Origin of the sequence: Pseudomonas auratipiscis, assembly GCF_036324085.1 — a bacterium.
Lineage (GTDB): Bacteria > Pseudomonadota > Gammaproteobacteria > Pseudomonadales > Pseudomonadaceae > Aquipseudomonas > Aquipseudomonas auratipiscis.
Genome location: NZ_JAZDCU010000023.1, coordinates 1 through 22547, shown reverse-complemented (window position 1 = coordinate 22547; position 22547 = coordinate 1). Strand labels below are relative to the sequence as shown.

Below are 22547 nucleotides of genomic sequence, written 5' to 3'. Positions count from 1 at the left end.
TCCTGGGCAGGTGAAACGATTCTAACATGCTGAACGGAACCGAATTTCCTTTGACAGGGGCGGGGGGCATCCCTAGAATGCTGCGCCTATGTTGAATGACCCGATTCCACCTCACGTTGACCCGCGCAAATTGGCCGATCGTGGTGTTTCTCTCGAAGGAACGCTGCAGCTCGCCGATTTGGAGAGACTCTGCGACCCGCTTTCCGACAATGTCGGTACGGTGCAGGCTAAATTCGATTTTGAGCGAGACGAGCAGAAGGCTGTGGTTATCCACACCGAACTGAGCGTCGAGGTCAAAATGGTTTGCCAGCGTTGTCTTGAGCTGGTCACCCTGCCGATCCACAGCGAAAGTACTTACGCTGTGGTGAAGGAGGGTGCGAATACCCAGTCGTTGCCGAAAGGTTATGACGTGCTGGAACTGGGCGAAGATCCTTTGGATCTGCAGGCCTTGGTCGAGGAAGAGCTTTTGCTTGCCTTGCCCATCGTGCCTGCTCATCATCCGGAAGAATGCCAGCAGCCGGCGGGCGCCGATGAGCCCGAACCGAGCAAGGACGAGGTAACACGGTCCAACCCGTTCAGTGTATTGGCGCAGTTAAAGCGTGACCCAAACGTTTAGGAGTTAATCAATTATGGCTGTTCAGCAGAACAAAAAATCCCGCTCTGCCCGTGACATGCGTCGTTCGCACGATGCTCTCTCGGAAAACGCTCTGTCCGTAGAGAAAACCACTGGTGAAGTACACCTGCGTCACCACGTATCGCCAGAAGGCGTATACCGTGGTCGTAAAGTGATCGACAAGGGCGCTGACGAGTAATCCTTGTCCGCTCAGATCATCGCGATTGACGCAATGGGCGGGGACTTCGGTCCCCGCAGCATTGTTCAGGCAAGTATTGCTTGTCTATCGGCTACGCCCTCGTTACACCTGACCCTTGTCGGTCAACCCTCTCTCCTTGAAGATCTCATAGCTGGCCAGTCGGCAGCGGATCGCGCGCGCCTGCAAATTGTTGCAGCTAGCGAAGTGATCGGCATGGACGAGCGGCCGTCCCAGGCGTTGCGCGGAAAACCTGATTCGTCCATGCGTGTGGCGTTGGAATTATTGCGTGATGGCAAGGTTCAGGCCTGCGTCAGTGCGGGTAACACGGGTGCGCTGATGGCGCTGTCGCGTTACGTGCTCAAGACCCTGCCGGGTATTGATCGCCCGGCCATGGTCGCGGCCATCCCTACGCAGGCGGGCTACTGTCAGTTGCTCGATCTGGGTGCCAATGTCGACTGCAGTGCAGACAATCTTTTTCAGTTCGCTGTCATGGGCTCCGTGGCTGCGCAGGCTTTGGGTATTTCCCGGCCACGCGTGGCGTTGCTCAATGTCGGCACCGAAGACATCAAGGGTAATCAGCAAGTCAAGCTCGCCGCCAGCATGCTGCAGAATGCCCGCGGGCTTAACTACATAGGCTTTGTCGAAGGTGATGGCCTGTATCGCGGCGAAGCGGATGTGGTGGTCTGCGACGGGTTCGTTGGTAACATCCTGCTCAAATCCAGTGAAGGTCTGGCGACGATGATCGCCTCGCGCATCGAGGCCTTGTTCAAGGGCGGTATCGGCGCGCGTCTTGCTGGTGCTGTGGCAATGCCGCTGCTCAAGCGTCTGCAGGCCGATCTGGCGCCGGCGCGACATAATGGCGCAAGCTTTCTAGGGCTGCAGGGGATCGTTATCAAGAGTCATGGTTCTGCAGGTGTGCAGGGCTTTCAGAGTGCTATCCAACGTGCTTTGATCGAGATTCAGGAGAACCTTCCGCAGCGTCTGCATGGCCGTTTGGAAGACTTGTTGCTTTAGGCATATGGCTTGGGAAGTGGTTAAATGTGACCGCTTGGTCTTCGTTACCATCCAAGTTTTCAGTTTCTTGCGCTCAGTCGATTGCTGGGCGCTTAATTTCCGACGACAAGATCATTAGGGGCTTGTTCAATGTCTGCATCCCTCGCATTCGTCTTTCCCGGTCAAGGTTCGCAGTCCCTCGGTATGCTTGCCGAGCTGGGTGCCCAGTATCCGCTGGTCATTGATACCTTCCGCGAGGCCTCCGAGGCTCTGGGCTATGACCTCTGGGCACTGACCCAGAACGGTCCGGAAGAGCAACTCAACCAAACCGACAAAACCCAGCCGGCCATCCTTACTGCTTCCATTGCGCTGTGGCGCTTGTGGTTGGCCGAAGGTGGTGCGCGCCCTGCTTTCGTTTCCGGCCACAGCCTGGGCGAGTACAGCGCTCTAGTTGCTGCTGGCAGCCTGAGCCTTGGCGACGCCGTGAAGCTGGTCAAGCGCCGTGGCGAGCTCATGCAGGAGGCCGTTCCGGCCGGGCAGGGTGCCATGGCTGCGATTCTCGGCCTGGACGACGCTGACGTCGTCGCCATTTGTGCCGAAGCGGCTCAGGGCGAAGTGGTCAGCGCAGTCAACTTCAACTCGCCGGGGCAGGTGGTAATTGCCGGGGCCAAGGCAGCAGTCGAACGCGCCATGGAAGCGTGCAAGGCCAAGGGCGCCAAGCGTGCACTGCCATTGCCGGTGAGCGTTCCATCGCACTGCGAGCTGATGCGCCCGGCAGCCGAGCGTTTCGCCGAGAGCGTCAATGCCATTGACTGGCAGGTCGCGCAAATTCCTGTTGTACAGAACGTTAGCGCCGCCGTAGCTGCCGATCTCGATACGCTCAAGCGTGACCTGCTGGAGCAGCTGTACAAGCCGGTGCGTTGGGTCGAGTGTGTGCAGACCTTGGCCGCCAACGGTGCGGTACAGCTAGTCGAGTGCGGCCCAGGCAAGGTCCTGGCTGGCCTGAACAAGCGTTGCGCCGACGGCGTGACCACCTACAACCTCAACACCCCGGATGCTGTCGCCGCCACCCGCGCGGCGCTGGCCTGATTTAGGAGAAGCTTGCATGAGCCTGCAAGGTAAAGTTGCCCTGGTTACCGGCGCCAGCCGTGGTATTGGCCAGGCTATCGCCCTGGAACTGGGCCGTCTTGGCGCTACCGTAATCGGTACTGCCACCTCCGCATCGGGCGCCGAGCGCATCGCTGCGACCCTCAAGGAGCACGGCATCAACGGTACCGGCCTGGAATTGAACGTGACCAGCGACGAGTCTGTCACCGCTACCCTGGCCAAGATCCAGGAGCAGTTCGGTGCGCCGGCCATTTTGGTCAACAACGCCGGTATCACCCGCGACAACCTGATGATGCGCATGAAGGACGACGAGTGGTTCGATGTCATCGACACCAACCTCAACAGTCTCTACCGTCTGTCCAAGGGCGTCCTGCGTGGCATGACCAAGGCGCGCTGGGGTCGTATCATCAGCATCGGTTCGGTAGTGGGTGCCATGGGCAACGCCGGGCAGGTAAACTATGCGGCAGCCAAGGCTGGCCTGGAAGGTTTCAGCCGTGCGCTGGCCCGTGAAGTGGGCTCGCGCTCGATTACTGTGAACTCGGTGACTCCCGGTTTCATTGATACCGACATGACCCGCGAACTTCCAGAAGCTCAGCGCGAAGCACTGCAGACTCAGATTCCCCTGGGGCGTCTGGGCCAGGCTCAGGAGATCGCCAATGTGGTGGCTTTCCTGGCCTCTGAAGGCGCAGGCTACGTGACTGGCGCGACCATTCCGGTCAACGGCGGCATGTACATGTAAATCTAATGTGACGGATTGCTTCAAAAAAATGTCATACGAGCTGTCTAAAATCCGTTATAAAGCTGCAACCAGATTCTAGTCGGTTGGCAGGTGTGGTCTGGCGAGGCGTGTTGCGCTTGAAAAGCGGACGTCTTTCTATACACTTACACACCGGCCAGCCGCCTGACATATGTCCATTAGGAGTGAAAACAAGGTATGAGCACCATCGAAGAACGCGTCAAGAAAATCGTCGCCGAGCAACTGGGCGTTAAAGAAGAAGAAGTTGTGAACACCGCTTCCTTCGTTGAAGATCTGGGTGCCGATTCCCTTGACACCGTTGAGCTGGTGATGGCTCTGGAAGAGGAATTCGAGACCGAAATCCCTGACGAAGAAGCTGAGAAGATCACTACTGTTCAAGCTGCTATCGACTACGTCACCAGCCACCAGGCTTAAGACGTTGTAGTCGTCGCTTCTTGTCATGGAAAAACCGCACTGCCTTCGCCGGCGTGCGGTTTTTTCTTTACAAGAGATGAAGTCAATTGAATAAGGAGAGTGCTGTGTCGCGTAGACGCGTCGTGGTCACCGGTATGGGTATGCTGTCGCCACTGGGCACGGATGTGCCGAGCAGTTGGCAGGGCATTCTGGCTGGCCGCAGTGGCATAGGTCTGATTGAACATACGGACCTGACTGCCTACTCCACCCGTTTTGGCGGCTCGGTAAAGGGCTTCGAGGTTGAGCAGTACCTGTCGGTCAAGGAAGCCCGCAAGCTCGATCTGTTCATACAGTACGGCCTGGCAGCCGGTTTTCAGGCAGTGCGCAACGCCGGCCTGGAAGTGACCGACGCCAACCGTGAGCGCATTGGCGTAGCCATGGGCTCAGGTATCGGTGGCCTGACCAATATCGAAGAAACCAGCCGGACTCTGCACGAGCAAGGCCCTCGGCGCATTTCGCCGTTCTTCGTGCCGGGTTCGATCATCAACATGATTTCCGGTTTCCTGTCGATCCACCTGGGTGTACAGGGACCTAACTACGCCATTTCAACGGCCTGCACCACGGGTACCCACTGTATCGGTATGGCGGCGCGCAACATCGCTTTCGGTGAAGCCGACGTGATGATTGCCGGCGGCGCGGAAATGGCGGCCTGCGGTCTGGGCATGGGCGGCTTTGGTGCCTCGCGTGCGCTGTCGACCCGCAATGACGACCCGACGCGCGCAAGCCGTCCGTGGGACAAGGGCCGGGATGGTTTTGTCCTCGCCGACGGTGCTGGTGCTCTGGTGCTTGAAGAGCTTGAGCACGCCAAGGCGCGTGGGGCAACCATCTATGCCGAGCTGGTTGGTTTTGGCATGAGTGGTGACGCCTATCACATGACTTCACCGCCAGAAGATGGCAGCGGTGCGGCGCGTTGCATGGTCAACGCTCTGCGAGATGCCGGCCTGAACCCTGATCAGGTGAACTACGTCAACGCTCATGGTACCTCCACGCCAGCCGGTGACCTGGCTGAGTCGTCGGCACTCAAGACAGTGTTTGGCGATCATGCCTACAAGTTGGCCGTCAGCTCGACCAAGTCAATGACTGGCCACCTGCTGGGCGCGGCCGGTGCGGTAGAGGCAATTTTCAGTGTGCTGTCTATCAATGGACAGGTGGCGCCGCCGACGATCAACCTCGATGAGCCGGACGCCGGTTGTGATCTGGATTTCGTGCCGCACGAGGCGCGCAACATGCCGATCGATATCGTGCTGTCCAACTCCTTCGGTTTTGGCGGTACCAATGGCTCGCTGGTGTTCCGCCGGTTCGCCGATTGATGCACAGCTGGATCGATGGTCTGCCGGCAGATGCAGTCAATCTGCAAAGTCGTGCGTTGGCCTACGGCGATGGTCTGTTCGAGACCATTGCCGTCAGGGCCGGGCGGCCATCGTTGCTCGACCATCATCTTCAACGTCTCGCGCTGGGTTGCCAGCGCCTGGCAATCAGCGCCGATCACGCGCTGATTCGCGAAGAGTTGAGCCGCTATGCCAGCTTGCTCGGTGATGGCGTGCTCAAATTCATGCTCGTTCGGGGTGACAGCCAGCGCGGCTACGCGTCTGCTGTGGGGGCGCAACCACGACGCATCCTTCAGGGTAGTCCGTTACCCGCATACCCTGCCCAGCATGCCGAACAGGGTGTTCGGCTGTTTGCCTGCACCACTCGTCTTGCAGAGCAACCGCTTTTGGCCGGCCTCAAGCATCTCAATCGCCTCGAGCAGGTGCTGGCACGTGCCGAGTGGCAAGGTGCCGAGTACGCCGAAGGCTTGATGCGCGATACGTCGGGGCGGTTGGTGGAAGGGGTCTACAGCAATCTTTTCCTGGTCCGTAACGGTGAACTGCTGACGCCTGATCTGAGCCGTTGTGGCGTGGTGGGAGTGATGCGCGCCGCCTTGCTTGAGCAGGCTGCATTGGCTGCGATCCCGGTACGCATTACCGATTTAACCCTGCAGGACCTGGAGCAGGCCGATGAAGTGTTTCTTTGCAACAGCGTCTACGGGATCTGGCCTGTGTGTGCATTTGTATCGCTGAACTGGTCGCCGGGTCCGCTCACCCGTAAACTGCAGGCCATTGCCCGTACGCTACTGGATAATTGATTCGTGAGACGTAAATTCTTGGTGCTGCTGGAGACCGGATTGATCCTGGCAGGCCTGGTCCTGGGGTTTTCGGCCTGGAAAGTGAACTCGGCGCTTGAGCAGACCCTGCACGTCAGTCAGGAGCAACTGCTTGACGTGCCTACCGGTACCAACCCCAATCGCATGTTCTACCGCATGGAAAGCCAAGGCCTGCTGGATGACGCCTTCTGGCTGCGCCTGTACTGGCGTTTCAATATGGTTGGGGTGCCGTTGCATACCGGCGAGTACCGTATGACACCCGGCATGACCGTGCGCGACCTGTTCGAGGTCTGGCGCCGTGGCGATGTCGTGCAGTACAGCCTGACCTTGGTCGAGGGCTGGAATTTCCGCCAGGTTCGCTCGGCGCTGGCCAAGCACGAAAAAATCAAACAGACACTCGACGGCCTCAGCGATGCCGAGGTGATGGATAAGCTCGGTCACCCCGGGGTTTTTCCGGAAGGGCGCTTTTTTCCGGACACCTACCGTTTTGTACGGGGCATGTCCGACGTAGAGTTCCTCCAGCAGGCCTACGCACGTCTCGATGAAGTATTGGCCAAGGAGTGGGCGGAGCGGGCCGCTGACTTACCCTATCGTGATCCTTATCAGGCGTTGATCATGGCTTCGCTGGTAGAGAAGGAAACTGGCGTACCGCAAGAGCGCGGTCAGATAGCCGGGGTGTTCGTGCGCCGCATGCGCCTGGGCATGCTGCTGCAGACTGACCCGACGGTAATCTACGGCATGGGCGAGCGCTACAATGGCAAGATTACCCGTGCCGATCTGCGCCAGCCGACGCCATACAACACCTACACCAATGCTGGTCTGCCGCCGACGCCGATTGCCATGGTCGGGCGTGAAGCCATCCATGCTGCATTGAATCCGGCGCCGGGCACCAGCTTGTACTTTGTCGCTCGTGGCGATGGTAGCCATATTTTCTCTGACGACCTGGATGCGCACAATTCAGCGGTTCGCGAGTACCAGATCAAGCGTCGTGCTGATTACCGTTCCAGCCCGGCACCTGTGATCGAATCCGAGCCTGAGGTCGAACCAAAGACCCAGGAACCCACTGAGGCCAATCCTGAGCCGGAGCCTGAGCCGCCGGCACCTGCCCCTGAGACCTCACCGCAATGATCAATCGTAAGGACTGCCTGTGACCGGCTTGTTTATCACCCTGGAAGGTCCCGAAGGGGCAGGCAAAAGCACCAACCGCGAATACCTGGCCGAGCGCCTGCGTGCCCAGGGCCTGGATGTAGTGTTGACCCGTGAGCCGGGTGGCACGCCGCTGGCCGAGCGAATTCGCGAATTGCTGCTGGCCCCTAGCGACGAAAAAATGAACGCCGACACCGAACTGCTTCTGGTGTTTGCCGCCCGTGCCCAGCATCTGGCAGAAGTGATTCGTCCGGCCTTGGCGCGTGGCGCCATCGTGCTCTGTGATCGCTTCACTGATGCGACCTACGCCTACCAGGGCGGTGGTCGTGGCTTGTCGCTGGAGCGTATCGCCACGCTTGAGAATTTTGTTCAAGGTGCACTGCGGCCCGACTTGACCCTGGTGTTCGATCTGCCGGTGGAAATCGGTCTCTCCAGGGCGGCGGCCCGTGGTCGTCTGGATCGCTTCGAACAGGAAGGCCAGGCTTTCTTCGAGGCTGTGCGTCAGGCCTATCTGGCGCGCGCCCAGGCAACCCCGCAACAGTACAAGCTGATTGATGCCGCGCAGTCACTGGTTCAGGTGCAGCAGGCGCTTGATGCCTTGATGCCGCAGATACTGGAACGTTGCCGTGGCTGAAGCCTACCCTTGGCAGCAGGCCCTGTGGCAGCAACTGGCTGGGCGAACCCAGCATGCACACGCTTATCTGTTGCATGGGCCACAAGGCATTGGCAAGCGCGCCCTGGCTGAGCGCCTGATGGCGCTGTTGCTGTGTCAGCGACCCGCCGGCCTGGAGGCATGTGGGCAGTGCAAATCGTGCCTGTTGCTCGCAGCCGGCAGCCACCCGGACAACTATGTGTTGCAGCCGGAGGAGGCTGACAAGCCCATCAAGGTCGATCAGGTGCGTGACTTGGTGTCCTTTGTGGTTCAGACCGCGCAGTTGGGTGGGCGCAAGGTGGTGTTGATCGAGCCGGTCGAGGCGATGAACATCAATGCTGCCAACGCCTTGCTCAAGAGCCTGGAAGAGCCGTCGGGCAGCACCATTTTGCTCCTGGTCAGCCACCAGCCCAGCCGATTGCTGCCAACCATCAAGAGTCGTTGCGTGCAGCAGGCCTGCCCGTTGCCTGATGCCGGGCAAAGTCTGGCGTGGCTGAACACGGCATTGCCTGAGTGCGATGAGCAGGAACGCCTTGAGTTGCTAAGCCTGGCTGCAGGTTCGCCCCTGGCGGCGGTCAGTCTGCAGGCTCAGGGTGTACGAGAGCAGCGTGCGCTGGTGGTTGATGGCGTGAAGAAGCTGCTCAAGCAGCAACAGTCCCCCAGTCAACTGGCCGAGGCCTGGAGCAGCATTCCGTTGTTGCAACTGTTCGACTGGTTCTGCGACTGGTCCAACCTGGTTCTGCGCTATCAGTTGACCGAGGACGAGGAAGGTTTAGGCTTGAATGACATGCGCAAGGTGGTTCAGTACCTGGCGCAGAAGAGTGGCCAGAACAAGGTTCTGGAAATGCAGGACTGGATCCTTGCCCAGCGTCAGAAAGTCCTGGCCAAGGCCAACCTCAACCGCGTGCTTTTGCTTGAGGCTTTACTGGCGTCCTGGGCCATGTTGCCCGGCCAGCGTTGAGTCGCACGGCCCCTTAATTTTTTTAGTGTTGTGATGTGCCCATGCTTGTAGATTCCCATTGCCACCTCGATCGTCTCGATCTAACTGCCCACCAAGGCTCGCTTGACGCGGCCCTGGATGCTGCCCGTGCGCGCGGCGTCGGTCACTTTTTGTGCATCGGCGTCAGTGCCGACAACGCCCAGGCTGTCAAGGACCTGAGCGAGCGCTACAGCGACGTGGACTGCTCGGTGGGTATCCATCCTCTGGACTTGACGCCGGATGGCGCGCCGCCGCTCGACTGGCTGCTCAAGGAGCTGGAACACCCCCATGTAGTGGCCATCGGCGAAACCGGGTTGGACTATCACTATGAGCCTGAAGCTGCCCAGGTTCAGCAGGACTCGTTTCGCTTGCACCTGCAGGCCGCGCAGGCGACCGGCAAGCCAGTCATCATTCATACCCGTGCAGCGCGCGCAGACACGCTGGCCCTGCTGCGGGAAGCGGACTTGAGCCAGGCGGGTGTCCTGCATTGCTTCACCGAAGACTGGGATATGGCCAAGGCCGCGCTGGACCTGGGCTATTACATCTCGCTGTCCGGTATCGTCACCTTCCGCAACGCCGATGCCTTGCGCGATGTCGCCCGCCAGGTGCCGGTCGACCGCCTGTTGGTGGAAACCGACTCACCTTACCTGGCGCCCATTCCCTATCGCGGCAAAGCGAACCTTCCGCAGTATGTGCGCGAAGTGGCAGAGTTCGTGGCGATGGTGCGCGGGGAGCGCTATGAGCAGTTGGCTGAGCAGACCACGGCGAACTTCAAGCGTTTGTTCCCCCTCGCGCGGGTGAGCTGAGCGGCTGGCAAGGCTGAACGACAGGCAAAAAAAACCCGGGTTCTGGGGGGTGAATCCGGGTTAAGACCATTAGGAGTAAAACAAAGGTACGCGGTCCCTGAGCACCTTTATCGGCGCGCCACTTGGGGGGATGTGTCGCGCCAACACCTGAAGTATTGGTCAGGATTGGCTGGCTGCCAGCGGTGGTTGCTCGTTTTTTAAACAGATTTGGAATACGCCCACCGCTGCTGATCGCTCATCGCTCTGCAATCTGGCGCACGATTAGCAAAGTTTCGTCGATTATCTGTTTAGTGGTATAGAAATGCGGGGAAAAACGCACGCCAGGCCCGCGAGGAATGCACACCACCTGTTCCTGATTGAGTTGCTGATAAACCTTGGCGTTATCCTTTCCGGCAATGCTGAACGACACAATGCCAGAGCGGCGTTGTGGGTCTTGCGGACTGTGCAAGCGTACGCCGGGAATGGCAGACAGCCCTTCGTAGAGCCATTGCACTCGCTCTGCCACGAGCGCGGACACCTGCTGCATGCCGATTTCTTCCAGCAGTGACAAACTGGCATCCAGCGCGGCCGCGCCGAGCATGTTCGGGCTGCCACATTCGAAGCGGCGGGCGCTATGAGCGGGCTTCCAGTCACTGCGGGTGTAGTCCCCCATATGCTCAAGCATGTGCCAGCCGTACTCGCTCAGTTTGAGCTGCGGGCGAATGTCCTCGCGGCAATAGAAAACCCCAAGGCCTTCAGGGCCAAGCATCCATTTGTGACCATCGGCCATGGCGAAGTCGCACTGATAGGCCTGGACGTCGAAGGGCAGGGCACCCAACTGCTGGATGGCGTCGATGCAGAACAGCACCTTGCGTTCGCGGCAGCCTTGGCCAAGTCGGACCAGGTCCAGGCGCAGGCCGCTGGCAAATTGCACCGCACTGATGGCCAGCAAGCGCACCCGGTCGCCGCATGCGGCGAGCAGGTCGGCCTCCGGGTCTTGTCCCTTGAGGCTTACCTGAATCACGTGCACGCCTTGGTCGGCCAAGGCTTCCCAGACGATGCGATTGGAAGGGAATTCTTCATCGCTGATGACGATCTGGTCGCCTACCTGCCACTGGAGACCGAAGGCCACGAACGAGAGTGCTTCGGAAGTGTTCTTGACCAAGGCGATGTCGTCGATCGATGGCGCGTTGGTCAGGCGCATCAGGCGTTCTCGCAGGCGTTGCTCCATGACCATCCACTGGGGATAGTCCCTGGCACCGAGGAAAACGTTTTCGTCAGCGAAGCGTGAGACCGCCTGGCTGGCCCTTTTGGGCCAAGGTGCGACCGCGGCATGATTCAGGTAGCGAAGGCCCGGAGCCTGTGCAAATTCATCAAGAAACATAGACATGGTTGGATGATCCGTGCATTTTGGCACAAGTTAGGCATAATAACCGGCTTCGATTTTGATCCAGTCCTTCTTATGCAGAAAGAACCTCGTAAGGTCCGTGAGTTTCGTCGCCGTGAGCAAGAGATTCTCGATACCGCGCTAAAGCTGTTTCTCGAACAGGGTGAAGACAGTGTCACCGTCGAGATGATCGCTGATGCAGTCGGTATCGGCAAAGGCACGATCTACAAGCATTTCAAATCCAAGGCGGAGATCTACCTGCGCCTGATGCTCGACTACGAGCGCGATTTGAACGAACTGTTGCACTCTGCCGATGTTGATCGCGACAAGGAAGCCCTGTCGCGTGCCTACTTCGAATTCCGTATGCGCGATCCGCAACGCTATCGCTTGTTCGATCGTCTCGAAGAAAAGGTGGTCAAGGGCAACCAGGTGCCTGAGATGGTCGAAGAGTTGCACAAGATCCGTGCCTCCAACTTCGAGCGTCTGACCTTGCTCATCAAGGGGCGTATCAGCGAAGGCAAGCTCGAAGACGTGCCGCCGTACTTCCATTATTGCGCCGCCTGGGCGCTGGTACATGGCGCCGTAGCGCTGTATCACTCGCCGTTCTGGAGCAATGTTCTGGAAGATCAGGAAGGTTTCTTCCAGTTCCTGATGGACATCGGTGTGCGCATGGGCAACAAGCGCAAGCGCGACCCGGATCCTGCTGGCAACTGACGCCTTGCTTCGGGCGCAAACCCGCTTGCGATGAGGCTTGAGGCCTATACTCTTGCAAGAGGCTTGCAAAAACCTGATTTTTGAGTCAGGTTTTGCAGGCCCGATTCATCCATGCCGGAGTCACCTCAATGATCGTCGATCGCCAAGGCAGGCGTTTTCGCAACTTGCGTGTCAGCCTGACTGCTGCCTGCAATTATGCCTGCACCTATTGCGTACCCGACGGCAAGCGTCTGGTGGCGGCTCAGGACGAGTTATCTGCCGAGGCCATGGCCCGAGGCGTTGCCTATCTGATCGAAGCCGCTGGTATCGAACGTTTGCGCGTCACCGGGGGCGAACCGCTGGTCAGCCCAAAGCTCGAATCCTTTCTGACCTCGGTCGCAGGTCTTGGCCTGGATGAAATCAGTTTGACCACCAATGGTCAGTTGCTCTCGCGCAAGTTGCCCCTGCTGCGAGAGGTGGGCATACGGCGTTTGAATGTTTCCCTCGATACGCTCGATCCCGACGCCTTTCGTCGCATCGCTCGCGGTGGAGACCTTGCAACGGTACTCGACGGTATGCAGCAGGCGAGTGCGGCCGGGATGAAAATCAAGGTCAACATGGTGCCTTTGCGCGGGCAGAACTTCGATCAGGTCGTGCCGCTGCTGGATTACTGCCTTGATCGCGGTTACGAGTTGCGCTTTATCGAGTTGATGCGCATGGGTCACCTGGCTCGCGACAGCAATGCATTCCTGCAGCAATTTGTCGGCCTCGATCACCTGCTGCAGTTAATTGCCGAGCGTTACGAATACCTGCAGGCCAATGCACCGGTCGATGCCACCGCATTGCGCTATCAAATTCCCGGGCGTGGCTACTTTGGCGTCATCGCTAACGAAAGCGTGCCTTTCTGTCGCACCTGTTCGCGCTTGCGCCTGTCTTCCACCGGCTGGTTGCATGGCTGCCTCTCCTCGAACAACCGTCACTATGTCGGCGACCTGCTCGATAAACCGCGCCATCAGGCGTTGCCGGCCTTGCAAGGGTTGCTGCTCAAGGCCCTGGGTGACAAGCAGGCGCTGGCGTTTTCCGGTGGGGCGACGGTGATGAAAATCATCGGCGGCTAAGACTGGCGCAAAAGCTGCATCTGTCGGCCATTCGCCGGTTTTCCGTCACCGGCCATTGGAGGATAGATGCGTAGCCTGGTTGTGCTGCTCGCGCTCATCGCGCTGGGTGGCTGCATGAATGTCAGCGATATGGGCGAGGGCGTCCGTTATCACATGAGCGATGCTGGTTTGCTCGATCATAGCGACACCCGTCGTTCGCTGTCGGTGCGCCTGCAGCCGGATTCATTCATTTACATTGGCCAGGGTGCATTCGTCCCGCCAGGCAAGGGTCCCTATCCACGGCCCAACGTCGTGGCCGAGGAGGCGTTCAAGGGCTTTATCGAGTACTTCCCCATGGTCCGTCGCGCTCAAGGCCCCTTGGGGCTGGAGCAGGCCTTGGTTGAGGCGCGCGGGGTAGGTGCCCATTACCTGCTTTATGCCCGCTTCGCGCGCACTGACGATCGCATTGGCAATGGCGACGAGTGGTACGACGAACAAGCGGTCGACCGCCTGGGTGTGGATACCGGCGTGGTGCAGTTGATGCTGATTGAAACCAGTACTCGGTACCTGATCGACACCACGCGCATCAACACGCGTGGCGGATTGCTGACGTTCCATGACAACAAGCCAGAAGATTTGCTCGGCCCACCCCTTGAAGATTACGCTCGTAGCCTTTTAGGCATGAGTCGTTAAGGAGCAGGTGATGACGGATACCGGTAAGGCCATTGATCTACTGGCGCAAATTCCAAAGGACGAAAAGGGCTTGCCGCCGGTGCATCTGTGGAATCCGGACTTCTGTGGTGATATCGATATGCGCATCGCCCGTGACGGCACCTGGTATTACCTGGGTACGCCGATCGGGCGCAAGCCGATGGTCAAGCTGTTCTCTACCATTATCCGCCGCGATGGCGATGACTACTTTCTGGTCACGCCGGTGGAGAAGGTCGGCATTCAGGTCGATGACGTGCCCTTCGTGGCGGTGGCCCTGGATGTGCAGGGGGCGGGAGAGCAGCAGGTACTGAAGTTCACCAGCAATGTCGAAGATCAGGTGGAGGCAGGGCCCGAGCACCCGTTGCGTTTTGAGATCGATGCGCAAACCCAGGAGCCGTCGCCTTATGTGCACATGCGCCAGAATCTGGAAGCGTTGATTCATCGCAACGTGTTTTATCAGTTGGTGGAACTGGCTGTGCCGAAGCAGATCGACGGGCAGGAATGGCTGGGGGTATGGAGTGGTGGGGTGTTTTACCCCATTGGCCGTAGCTGATACCACGGGCGGGGCGGGCTCATGAGCATGAGCCTGCCCAAAACGAAAAAACCTCCAGTGCTTAGCGCAACTGGAGGTTTTTCAGGTGTTTGGCTCCGCGACCAGGACTCGAACCTGGGACCCAATGATTAACAGTCATTTGCTCTACCGACTGAGCTATCGCGGAATCTGTGGCGTATCTTACTGATTGCTAAGGGGAAGTCAAGCCTCCCCTTGGCAATTCATGCTTACAGAACTTCGATGATCGCGTTGGTCACGACTTCGATGTTGTTCTGGTTGAGCGAAGCAACGCAGATACGGCCGGTATCCAGTGCATAGATGCCGAATTCGTTCTTCAGGCGGGCGACTTGCTCAATGCTGAGGCCCGAGTAGGAGAACATGCCGCGCTGGCGACCGACGAAGCTGAAGTCTGCCTTGGCGCTGAGCAGATCGACCATCTGGTTGCGCATGCCACGGATACGCTGGCGCATTTCGCCCAACTCGGTTTCCCACATGTCGCGCAGCTCAGGGCTGTTGAGCACGGCAGCAACGATGCTCGCGCCGTGGGTCGGTGGGTTGGAGTAGTTGGTGCGAATTACGCGTTTGACTTGCGACAGCACGCGGGTGCTTTCTTCTTTCGAATCGGTGACGATGGACAGTGCACCGACGCGTTCGCCATACAGCGAGAACGACTTCGAGAACGAGCTGGAGACGAAGAAGTTCAGGCCCGACTCGGCGAACAGGCGTACTGCAGCGGCGTCTTCGGCGATACCGTCACCGAAGCCCTGATAAGCCATGTCCAGGAACGGAATGTGGCCCTTGGCTTTGACGACGTCCAGAACGTTGTTCCAGTCGTCTGCACTGAGGTCGACCCCGGTCGGGTTGTGGCAGCAGGCGTGCAGCACAATGATCGAGCCCGACGGTAGGGCGTTGAGGTCTTCGAGCATACCGCTGCGGTTGACGTCGTGGGTGGCGGCGTCGTAGTAGCGATAGTTCTGTACCGGAAAACCGGCGGTCTCGAACAGGGCGCGGTGGTTTTCCCAGCTTGGGTCGCTGATTGCAACGACGGCGTTGGGCGACAGTTGCTTGAGGAAGTCGGCACCAATTTTCAGCGCGCCGGTACCGCCGACAGCTTGGGTGGTGATAACCCGGCCTGCGGCGAGCAGCGGCGACTCTGGGCCGAACAGCAGCTTCTGCACGGCCTGGTCGTAAGCGACGATGCCATCGATCGGCAAGTAACCGCGGGAAGCGTGCTGCGCAGCACGCTGGGTTTCGGCTTCGATCACTGCGCGCAGCAGTGGGATACGCCCTTCTTCGTTGCAGTACACACCAACACCCAAGTTGACCTTGTTGCTACGGGTATCGGCGTTGAAAGCTTCGTTGAGGCCCAGAATGGGGTCGCGTGGTGCCAGCTCGACAGCGGAAAACAGGCTCATTATTACCTTGGCTCTGAATGGAGAGTGATAGGGGTCGCACGCTCCAGTCGGATGCACTAGAGCGGTGCACAAACGGGGAGTCAGTATAGTGATACCCATCGGTCACGGCGACAGGTTGACGCAGCTTTTACTGTTGTTTCGCAGAATATTTTTCGACCGTTAGTCGAATTGACCGGTCCATAATCAGAAATACCCATGACATTGCGTTGAAACTGGCGCTCACGACCACTATTTGGGTATAAATACTGTTTATAGATACAGTTGTCCGCGCCTGCGATGAATACGTCGCGATAACACAGAGGTTTGTCATGTCCGAGTTTCAGCTCGTTACCCGTTTCCAGCCGGCAGGCGACCAGCCTGAAGCCATTCGCTTGATGGTCGAGGGTATCGAGGCAGGCCTTGCGCACCAGACGCTGCTCGGCGTGACCGGTTCGGGCAAGACATTCAGTATTGCCAATGTCATTGCTCAAGTGCAGCGACCCACCCTGGTATTGGCGCCGAACAAGACCCTGGCGGCGCAGTTGTATGGCGAGTTCAAGGCGTTCTTTCCAAACAACGCGGTGGAATACTTCGTTTCCTACTATGACTACTACCAGCCCGAGGCCTATGTGCCTTCCTCGGACACCTTCATCGAGAAAGATGCGTCGATAAACGATCACATCGAACAAATGCGTCTGTCGGCGACCAAGGCGCTGTTGGAGCGTCGTGATGCGATTATCGTCACCACGGTGTCCTGTATCTATGGCTTGGGTAGCCCGGAAACCTACTTGAAGATGGTCTTGCACGTTGATCGTGGTGACAAACTCGATCAGCGCGCCTTGCTGCGCCGCCTGGCCGACCTGCAGTACACCCGCAACGAGATGGACTTTGCCCGCGCGACTTTCCGGGTGCGTGGTGATGTGATCGATATATTCCCGGCTGAATCGGACCTGGAAGCCATCCGCATCGAACTGTTCGATGATGAGGTCGAGAATATTGCCGCGTTCGACCCGCTGACCGGTGAGGTGATCCGCAAGTTGCCGCGCTTCACCTTTTATCCCAAGAGCCACTACGTAACCCCGCGGGAAACTTTGCTCGAAGCAGTCGAGGGCATCAAGGAAGAGCTGCAGCAACGCCTTGAGTATCTGCACAAGGCCAACAAGCTGGTCGAGGCTCAGCGTCTGGAGCAGCGTACGCGCTTCGACTTGGAAATGATCCTCGAGCTTGGTTACTGCAATGGCATCGAAAACTACTCGCGCTACCTCTCTGGTCGTCCGGCCGGAGCGCCACCACCGACGCTCTACGATTATTTGCCTGCCGATGCGCTGCTGGTCATCGACGAGTCCCACGTCAGCGTTCCGCAGGTAGGGGCGATGTACAAGGGGGACCGTTCGCGTAAAGAAACCCTGGTGGAGTACGGCTTCCGCTTGCCTTCGGCGCTGGACAACCGGCCGATGCGTTTCGACGAGTGGGAAAGTGTGAGTCCGCAGACTATTTTCGTTTCCGCCACTCCTGGGCCTTATGAGGCTGAACATGCGGGGCGGGTCGTGGAGCAAGTGGTGCGTCCGACCGGCCTGGTGGACCCCCAGATCGAGGTGCGCCCGGCAACGACTCAGGTCGATGACCTGCTTTCGGAAATCCGTAAGCGCGTGGCGCTGGAAGAGCGTGTGCTGGTGACGACGCTGACCAAGCGCATGGCCGAAGACTTGACGGATTACCTTGCCGATCACGACGTCCGGGTACGCTACCTGCACTCGGACATCGACACTGTCGAGCGCGTCGAGATTATTCGCGATCTGCGCTTGGGAACGTTCGACGTGCTGGTCGGGATCAACCTGTTGCGCGAGGGCCTGGATATGCCGGAGGTGTCGCTGGTAGCCGTGCTGGATGCCGACAAGGAGGGCTTCCTGCGCTCCGAGCGCTCCTTGATCCAGACGATTGGCCGTGCGGCGCGAAACCTCAATGGTCGGGCGATTCTCTACGCCGACAGAATGACCGGCTCCATGGAGCGGGCTATCGGCGAAACCGAGCGCCGTCGTGATAAGCAGATTGCGTTCAACCAAGCCAATGGCATCGTGCCCAAGGGCGTGGTCAAGGATGTCACCGACATCATGGAAGGCGCCAGCGTGCCAGGTTCGCGCAGCAAGAAGCGCAAGGGCATGGCCAAGGCGGCCGAAGAGAGCGCGCGCTACGAAGCCGAACTGCGCACCCCTGGTGAGATTGCCAAGCGCATCAAGGCCCTGGAAGAGAAGATGTATCAGTTGGCGCGCGACCTGGAGTTCGAGGCCGCAGCGCAGATGCGCGACGAGATTGCCGCGCTACGCGAGCGCATGATCACCGCCTGACGGCGCTATCGCGGGGCTCTGGCCCCGCGATACGCTCAATGCGCTTCCCCAGCCTTCAGCCCCTGCGGCAGTTTGCGCGTCATCAGCACTGCGACCATGCTGATCGCAAGTCCGATTCCCACAAAGTGGAAGGCATCGTTGTAGGCCATGATCATGGCTTGCTGGTGGGTGATCTCACTCAGTTTGCCAAGCGCTGCGGTGTCGCTGCCCAGGCGCTCGGACAGCAGTGCCAGGCGCTCCGCTACGTGCGGATTACTTGGTACCAGGGCTTCACGCAAGTAATCGAAGTACACCTTGGTCCGTGCATCCAGCAGCGTCGCCAACAAGGCAATGCCAATCGCGCCGCCGAGGTTGCGCAGGATGTTGAACAGGCTGGACGCCGAGCCTGCATCCTGGGGCAGGATGTAACTGGTGGCGATCAATGAGATGGTCACCATGATCATCGGTTGGCCAAGGGCACGAATGATCTGGATATGGTTGAACTGCTCGCCAGCAAAGTCAGGGTTGAGTACCCCGGAGCTGAAACTGGCCAGGCCAAACAAGCCAAAACCCACGGTGCAGAGAATTTTCGGCGAGATCACTTTCATCAGCTGCGGTACCAGCGGTATCAGGAACAGCTGGGGGATGCCCATCCACATGATCACTTCGCCGATCTGTAGGGCGTTGTAGTTCTGGATTTGCGCCAGGTACAGCGGCAGCAAGTAGATCGAACCATACAAGCCCACCCCCATACCCAGGCTGGCAATACTCGACAGGCCGAAATTGCGGTTGCCGAGGATGCGCAGATTGATCAGCGGGTTGGGCTTGGAAAACTGCACGATTACGAAGGTGATCAGGCTGATCAGGGCGATGCTGCCGAGACCGACGATCAGGCTCGACTCCAGCCAATCCTTGCGATGACCTTCTTCCAGAAACACCTGCAGGCAGCCCAGGCCGACGCCAAGGGTGACGATGCCGGCATAGTCTGTGCTTTTGAGCAGTTCCCAGTGCGCTTCTTTCTTTTCCAGGCCATACATCAGGCCGCCAATCATCAGCAGCCCTGGCGGGATGTTGATGTAGAAGATGTATTCCCAACCCCAGTTCTCGGTCAGCCAGCCACCCAGGGTCGGGCCGATGGATGGCGCGAACGTGGCGGTCATGGCAAACATGGCCATGCCCTTGGCGCGATGGTGTTCGGGCAGCTTGATCAGGGTCAGGGTGAACGCCAGGGGGATCAGTGCGCCGCCGGTGAAGCCTTGCATGGCACGGAAGATAATCATGCTCTCGAGGTTCCAGGCCATCGAGCACAGCAACGACGACACCAGAAAGCCCAGCGACACCCATACCGCCAGGCGGCGTGCCGACAGTAACTGCACCAGCCAGGCCGTCAGCGGGATCATGATGATCTCCGCTACCAGGTAGGAGGTGGAGATCCACGAGCCTTCTTCCAGGGTGGCTGAGAGGGCGCCCTGAATATCCTTGAGCGAGGAGTTGGTGATCTGGATGTCCAGTACCGCCATGAAGGCGCCGAGCATCACGCTCATCACGGCGATCCAGTCGCGTCGGCTGGGCTCGCCGACGGGACGGATCAGCGAATCACCGGCCATTGTCGGCGCTATCCCGGATATCCACGGTTGCGGTAACCGACATGCCTGGACGAATCCTGCCCTGCAGCGGGTTGTCGGTAGCGAAAGTCAACTTCACTGGAATGCGCTGGACCACTTTGGTGAAGTTGCCGGTGGCATTGTCGGGCGGCAGCAGGCTGAACTGAGCGCCAGAGGCTGCAAACAGACTGTCGACTCGCGCTTCGATCGGGGAATCAGGGTAGCTGTCGAACAGCAGTTCGGCTTTTTGTCCGGGCTGCATGTGACCAATTTGGGTTTCCTTGAAGTTGGCCTGAATCCAGATGGCCTCGTCCGGAACGATCGACAGCAGGTAGGCACCGGCTTGTACCACTTGGCCGTTACGCGCGGCACGCTGGCCGATCATGCCGTTGATCGGCGCGTGAATCTCGCTGCGGGTCAGGTTCAATTGTGCCTGGGCCAGGTCGGCGCGGGCGTTGGCGATTTGTGCATCGAGGCGCTTGATATCTGCCGTCAGGGCATTGATCTGCTGGCGCTGGCCTTGCAGGTCGGCTTGGGCCTTGCTCACTTGAGAGCGGGCGACGTTGCTTTCCGCCGACAGCGTGGTTACCCGTTCCTCGGAGACGAAACCAGGTTTGCGCAGGGCCTGGGCACGGTTGAGATCGAGTGCGGCGCGGCCCAGGGTTGCCTGATTGGCGGCGACTTGGGCCTGGCCAGCAGCAATCAGGCTGGATTGCTGGGTCAGGCGGCTTTCGGCTTGTATACGTTCAGCTTCACGGGTGTCGAGGGCCGCGCGTGCGCGTTCCACCGCCAGGCGGAAATCATCCGGCTCAAGGCGCACCAGTAAATCGCCCTTGGCTACATGCTGGTTGTCCTGCACCAGCACTTCGTCGATGCGAGCGCTGAGCTGGCTGGATACCCGGGTGATTTCGCCCTGGACATAGGCGTTGTCAGTACTTTCGTAGAAGCGACCCTTGAAGTACCAGTGGGCCAGAAAGGCGAGGGCGATGAGCAGGACCAGTATCAGGAAAACCAGCAGACGGCGTTTGAGTTGGGCGGGCATGGGTACTATCGTTCCAAAAATGTAAGCAAATTTAACCGTGTTTGGATCCATTGCCACAAGTGCCGATCACGCCCATTGCTGGAGCCCAGTGCCCGCTCCCTGTTAACATCCTGCCTTTGATTCATCTCTAGTCCGAGACTCCCATGACCACCGTTCGCACGCGTATCGCGCCTTCGCCTACTGGCGATCCCCACGTAGGCACCGCTTATATCGCCCTGTTCAACTACTGCTTTGCCAAGCAGCACGGCGGCGAGTTCATCTTGCGTATTGAAGATACCGACCAGTTGCGTTCGACCCGTGAGTCCGAACAGCAGATCTTCGATGCCCTGCGCTGGCTCGGCATCGAATGGAGCGAAGGTCCGGATGTCGGTGGCCCGCATGGCCCGTACCGCCAGAGCGAGCGCGGTGATATCTACAAGCAGTACGCCCAGCAACTGGTCGACATGGGGCATGCATTCCCCTGCTTCTGCACCGCAGAAGAGCTGGACCAGATGCGTGCCGAGCAAATGGCGCGTGGCGAGACCCCGCGCTACGACGGCCGTGCCTTGCTGTTGTCGGCTGAAGAAGTACAGCGTCGCCTGGCCGCTGGCGAGCCGCACGTTATCCGCATGAAGGTACCGACCGAAGGTGTCTGCGTGGTGCCGGACATGCTACGTGGCGATGTCGAGATTCCATGGGACCGCATGGACATGCAGGTGCTGATGAAGACCGACGGCCTGCCGACATACTTCCTGGCCAACGTGGTCGACGACCACCTGATGGGTATCACCCACGTCCTGCGTGGCGAAGAGTGGCTGCCATCGGCACCCAAGCTGATCAAGCTGTATGAGTACTTCGGTTGGGAGCAGCCAACCCTGTGCTACATGCCGCTGCTGCGTAACCCTGACAAGAGCAAGCTGTCCAAGCGCAAGAACCCGACTTCGGTGACGTTCTACGAGCGCATGGGTTTTATGCCTGAAGCCATGCTCAACTATCTGGGACGCATGGGCTGGTCGATGCCCGACGAACGGGAAAAATTCTCCCTGGAGGAAATGGTCGAGCATTTCGACCTGTCGCGGGTTTCCTTGGGTGGGCCGATTTTTGACATCGAGAAGCTGTCCTGGCTCAACGGTCAATGGTTGCGTGAGCTGCCAGTCGAAGAGTTTGCCGCACGGGTTCAGAAGTGGGCGTTCAATAGTGACTACATGATGAAAATCGCCCCGCATGTGCAGGGCAGGGTAGAAACCTTCAGCCAGATCGCTCCGCTGGGTGGCTTCTTCTTTGAAGGCGCGCTGAAGCTCGATGCCAAGCTGTTCGAGCACAAGAAGCTTTCGGCTGATCAGGTTCGTCAGGTTATCCAGTTGATCCTGTGGAAGCTGGAAGGTCTGCGTCAGTGGGAAAAAGACCGTATCACCGGTTGCATTCAGGCAGTGGTCGAAGCCCTTGAGCTGAAGCTGCGCGATGCTATGCCGCTGATGTTCGCCGCAATCAGTGGTCAGGCCAGTTCGGTGTCGGTGCTTGATGCCATGGAAATCCTTGGCCCGGACCTGACGCGCTATCGCCTGCGCCAGGCCCTGGACTTGCTGGGTGGTGTGTCGAAGAAAGAGAACAAAGAATGGGAAAAGCTGTTGGCTACGATCGCCTGACAGTCTGCGCGAATGGGCCTGCAATCCCGTAAAACCGGGGTTGTTCCACGCTTTGGACGGTAAGTGTTTGTTATCTCGGAAATTTTTTTAGGGTTTTGTTGAAAATAAATTTGACAGCTCTGTGTTCCGAACTTAATATGCGCCCCGTCCACAGCGATGAACGAAACGAAGCGCGAAGCACCCAGCCAAGCGATTCAGTTCAAAGCGACATAGTGGGGCTATAGCTCAGCTGGGAGAGCGCCTGCATGGCATGCAGGAGGTCAGCGGTTCGATCCCGCTTAGCTCCACCA

At 58.8% G+C, this 22547-nt stretch carries 22 protein-coding genes and 2 tRNA genes; 19 read left to right on the top strand and 5 right to left on the bottom strand.

Annotated features, from left to right (window positions below; translation table 11 throughout):
- Nucleotides 1-88 precede the first annotated feature (88 nt).
- The 12 genes from V0R60_RS23810 to V0R60_RS23755 all read left to right on the top strand — a co-directional run bounded on the left by V0R60_RS23810 (nt 89) and on the right by V0R60_RS23755 (nt 9848).
- Complete coding sequence (locus tag V0R60_RS23810) at nt 89-616, top strand: YceD family protein (RefSeq protein WP_136475178.1); 528 nt, start codon at nt 89-91, stop codon at nt 614-616.
- 13 nt (nt 617-629) lie between these two features.
- On the top strand, nt 630-812 hold the full coding sequence (rpmF, locus tag V0R60_RS23805; protein ID WP_010223221.1) for a 50S ribosomal protein L32: 183 nt from the start codon (nt 630-632) through the stop codon (nt 810-812).
- A gap of 3 nt (nt 813-815) precedes the next feature.
- Nucleotides 816-1826 carry a phosphate acyltransferase PlsX gene (gene plsX, locus V0R60_RS23800; RefSeq protein ID WP_330080802.1) on the top strand — a complete coding sequence of 337 codons (1011 nt, stop codon included), beginning with the start codon at nt 816-818 and terminating at the stop codon, nt 1824-1826.
- Nucleotides 1827-1955: 129 nt separating this feature from the next.
- Complete coding sequence (fabD, locus tag V0R60_RS23795) at nt 1956-2894, top strand: ACP S-malonyltransferase (RefSeq protein ID WP_330080801.1); 939 nt, start codon at nt 1956-1958, stop codon at nt 2892-2894.
- Nucleotides 2895-2910: 16 nt separating this feature from the next.
- Nucleotides 2911-3651: a 3-oxoacyl-ACP reductase FabG gene (gene fabG / locus V0R60_RS23790; protein WP_136475181.1), complete on the top strand. Its 741-nt coding sequence runs from the start codon at nt 2911-2913 to the stop codon at nt 3649-3651.
- 195 nt (nt 3652-3846) lie between these two features.
- Entirely contained in the window at nt 3847-4083 is a 237-nt protein-coding gene (acpP, locus tag V0R60_RS23785; protein ID WP_003175607.1) for an acyl carrier protein, read from the top strand.
- A 104-nt stretch (nt 4084-4187) separates the two neighbouring features.
- On the top strand, nt 4188-5432 hold the full coding sequence (fabF, locus tag V0R60_RS23780; RefSeq protein ID WP_136475182.1) for a beta-ketoacyl-ACP synthase II: 1245 nt from the start codon (nt 4188-4190) through the stop codon (nt 5430-5432).
- Nucleotides 5432-6247, top strand: coding sequence for an aminodeoxychorismate lyase (pabC, locus tag V0R60_RS23775; RefSeq protein WP_330080800.1), 816 nt, complete (start codon nt 5432-5434; stop codon nt 6245-6247). The genes fabF and pabC overlap by 1 nt, the downstream gene beginning before the upstream one ends.
- A 3-nt stretch (nt 6248-6250) precedes the next feature.
- Entirely contained in the window at nt 6251-7393 is a 1143-nt protein-coding gene (gene mltG / locus V0R60_RS23770) for an endolytic transglycosylase MltG (protein WP_330080799.1), read from the top strand.
- Nucleotides 7394-7412: 19 nt separating this feature from the next.
- Nucleotides 7413-8045: a dTMP kinase gene (tmk, locus tag V0R60_RS23765; RefSeq protein WP_136475185.1), complete on the top strand. Its 633-nt coding sequence runs from the start codon at nt 7413-7415 to the stop codon at nt 8043-8045.
- Nucleotides 8038-9024 (top strand): DNA polymerase III subunit delta', encoded by a 987-nt coding sequence (locus V0R60_RS23760; RefSeq protein ID WP_136475186.1) that lies wholly within the window; start codon nt 8038-8040, stop codon nt 9022-9024. The genes tmk and V0R60_RS23760 overlap by 8 nt, the downstream gene beginning before the upstream one ends.
- 41 nt (nt 9025-9065) lie before the next feature.
- The gene (locus V0R60_RS23755; RefSeq protein ID WP_136475187.1) at nt 9066-9848 is read left to right on the top strand and encodes a TatD family hydrolase; all 783 of its coding nucleotides are present in this window, start codon (nt 9066-9068) and stop codon (nt 9846-9848) included.
- A 235-nt stretch (nt 9849-10083) separates the two neighbouring features.
- On the opposite strand, the gene V0R60_RS23750 is transcribed toward V0R60_RS23755, so the two are convergent.
- On the bottom strand, nt 10084-11217 hold the full coding sequence (locus V0R60_RS23750) for an aminotransferase class V-fold PLP-dependent enzyme (protein ID WP_136475188.1): 1134 nt from the start codon (nt 11215-11217) through the stop codon (nt 10084-10086).
- Between the two features lie 72 nt (nt 11218-11289).
- Between V0R60_RS23750 and V0R60_RS23745 the strand changes: the two genes are divergently transcribed.
- The 4 genes from V0R60_RS23745 to V0R60_RS23730 all read left to right on the top strand — a co-directional run bounded on the left by V0R60_RS23745 (nt 11290) and on the right by V0R60_RS23730 (nt 14268).
- Nucleotides 11290-11928: a TetR/AcrR family transcriptional regulator gene (locus V0R60_RS23745; RefSeq protein ID WP_136475189.1), complete on the top strand. Its 639-nt coding sequence runs from the start codon at nt 11290-11292 to the stop codon at nt 11926-11928.
- Nucleotides 11929-12056: 128 nt separating this feature from the next.
- Nucleotides 12057-13025, top strand: a complete 969-nt coding sequence (locus V0R60_RS23740; RefSeq protein WP_136475190.1) for a GTP 3',8-cyclase MoaA — start codon at nt 12057-12059, stop codon at nt 13023-13025.
- Between the two features lie 66 nt (nt 13026-13091).
- On the top strand, nt 13092-13697 hold the full coding sequence (locus V0R60_RS23735) for a DUF4823 domain-containing protein (protein WP_136475191.1): 606 nt from the start codon (nt 13092-13094) through the stop codon (nt 13695-13697).
- A gap of 10 nt (nt 13698-13707) precedes the next feature.
- Nucleotides 13708-14268, top strand: coding sequence for a DUF1285 domain-containing protein (locus tag V0R60_RS23730; protein WP_136475192.1), 561 nt, complete (start codon nt 13708-13710; stop codon nt 14266-14268).
- A 90-nt stretch (nt 14269-14358) separates the two neighbouring features.
- Here the strand turns inward: V0R60_RS23730 and V0R60_RS23725 are convergent.
- A tRNA-Asn gene (locus tag V0R60_RS23725) sits at nt 14359-14434 on the bottom strand.
- Between the two features lie 61 nt (nt 14435-14495).
- On the bottom strand, nt 14496-15683 hold the full coding sequence (locus V0R60_RS23720; RefSeq protein WP_330080798.1) for an amino acid aminotransferase: 1188 nt from the start codon (nt 15681-15683) through the stop codon (nt 14496-14498).
- Between the two features lie 308 nt (nt 15684-15991).
- Between V0R60_RS23720 and uvrB the strand changes: the two genes are divergently transcribed.
- Nucleotides 15992-18007, top strand: a complete 2016-nt coding sequence (gene uvrB / locus V0R60_RS23715; protein ID WP_330080797.1) for an excinuclease ABC subunit UvrB — start codon at nt 15992-15994, stop codon at nt 18005-18007.
- 35 nt (nt 18008-18042) lie between these two features.
- On the opposite strand, the gene V0R60_RS23710 is transcribed toward uvrB, so the two are convergent.
- Nucleotides 18043-19533: an MDR family MFS transporter gene (locus tag V0R60_RS23710; protein ID WP_330080820.1), complete on the bottom strand. Its 1491-nt coding sequence runs from the start codon at nt 19531-19533 to the stop codon at nt 18043-18045.
- A gap of 49 nt (nt 19534-19582) precedes the next feature.
- Entirely contained in the window at nt 19583-20632 is a 1050-nt protein-coding gene (locus V0R60_RS23705; RefSeq protein ID WP_330080796.1) for an HlyD family secretion protein, read from the bottom strand.
- A gap of 143 nt (nt 20633-20775) precedes the next feature.
- On the opposite strand from V0R60_RS23705, the gene gltX reads away from it, so the two are divergent.
- On the top strand, nt 20776-22257 hold the full coding sequence (gene gltX, locus V0R60_RS23700; protein ID WP_330080795.1) for a glutamate--tRNA ligase: 1482 nt from the start codon (nt 20776-20778) through the stop codon (nt 22255-22257).
- A 214-nt stretch (nt 22258-22471) separates the two neighbouring features.
- A tRNA-Ala gene (locus V0R60_RS23695) sits at nt 22472-22547 on the top strand.